Annotated in this window: 1 pseudogene; it reads right to left on the bottom strand. The window is 61.4% G+C overall.

The features are described from left to right. Positions 1-787: pseudogene (locus tag H8S45_RS15875) on the bottom strand (hypothetical protein); the annotation flags it as partial.

The following is a 787-nucleotide window of genomic DNA, read 5'->3' as shown; positions in this document are numbered from 1 at the left end:
TGGGCGCCGTACAGGTGGTACCCTGCCGTCTGCGCCACGAACTGGTCCAGCCCCAGCACCCCCTCTGACAACGGCTCCTGGGCCGGATCATACAGGGGCTGGAACTGCCCGCGGATGCGGGACGCGATCACGGAACCGAACGCCCGCAGGTAGCCGGCTACGCCGTTGATCTCTGTAAACGCGTCCGGCTGGCAGGGCCATGTGCTGGGGATACGGATAACCCCTGCTTTCAAGCCGTCTGTAAGTACGTCCGCGATATTCTGATCGTCCGGCGTGCAGGTGAGCCGCCATATGGCAAAGGGCTCCCCTGTTGTGTACACACGGCACGGCGCCAGCATATCCCTTGCCTGGAGCTCGTTTATCATGTAGTCCCTGAATTCCGGCAGCATGGGGATGGTGCTTACTTTGTCGATCTCATGATACAGGGCGGTTTTGTCCCGTACGGGGCAGGCGAGGTAATACACCCTCGCCTCCTGCGCTTTATCTGTTTTCTCCTTTTGTTCCTTTCCCTCCATTTCTTCCGTCTGTTGCTTTTCGCCCTGCTTCCGCGCGCTCTGGTTGTCCCAGAGCAGGGCAGCCACGGCATATGTACCGTCTCTGGATACCTCCTTGCTGTACCGCCCCTGTTGGGGGGTGCATACCAGGGTTTCCCCATCCAGCTGCACGGACAGCGTGCCTCCGCCGCTGACCGCGTTGACAAGGCCGGCTGTCACTTCCGGATAACCGCCCAGCCGGACCGCGATGAGCAAATTGTCCCGCGGGTCCACGGCAACGGTATCCGCCCAGG

Source organism: Agathobaculum faecis (assembly GCF_014287995.1).
Lineage (GTDB): Bacteria > Bacillota > Clostridia > Oscillospirales > Butyricicoccaceae > Agathobaculum > Agathobaculum ammoniilyticum.
The sequence above is the reverse complement of the archived record's forward strand: the minus strand, read 5'-3'. Positions and strand labels throughout refer to the sequence as shown.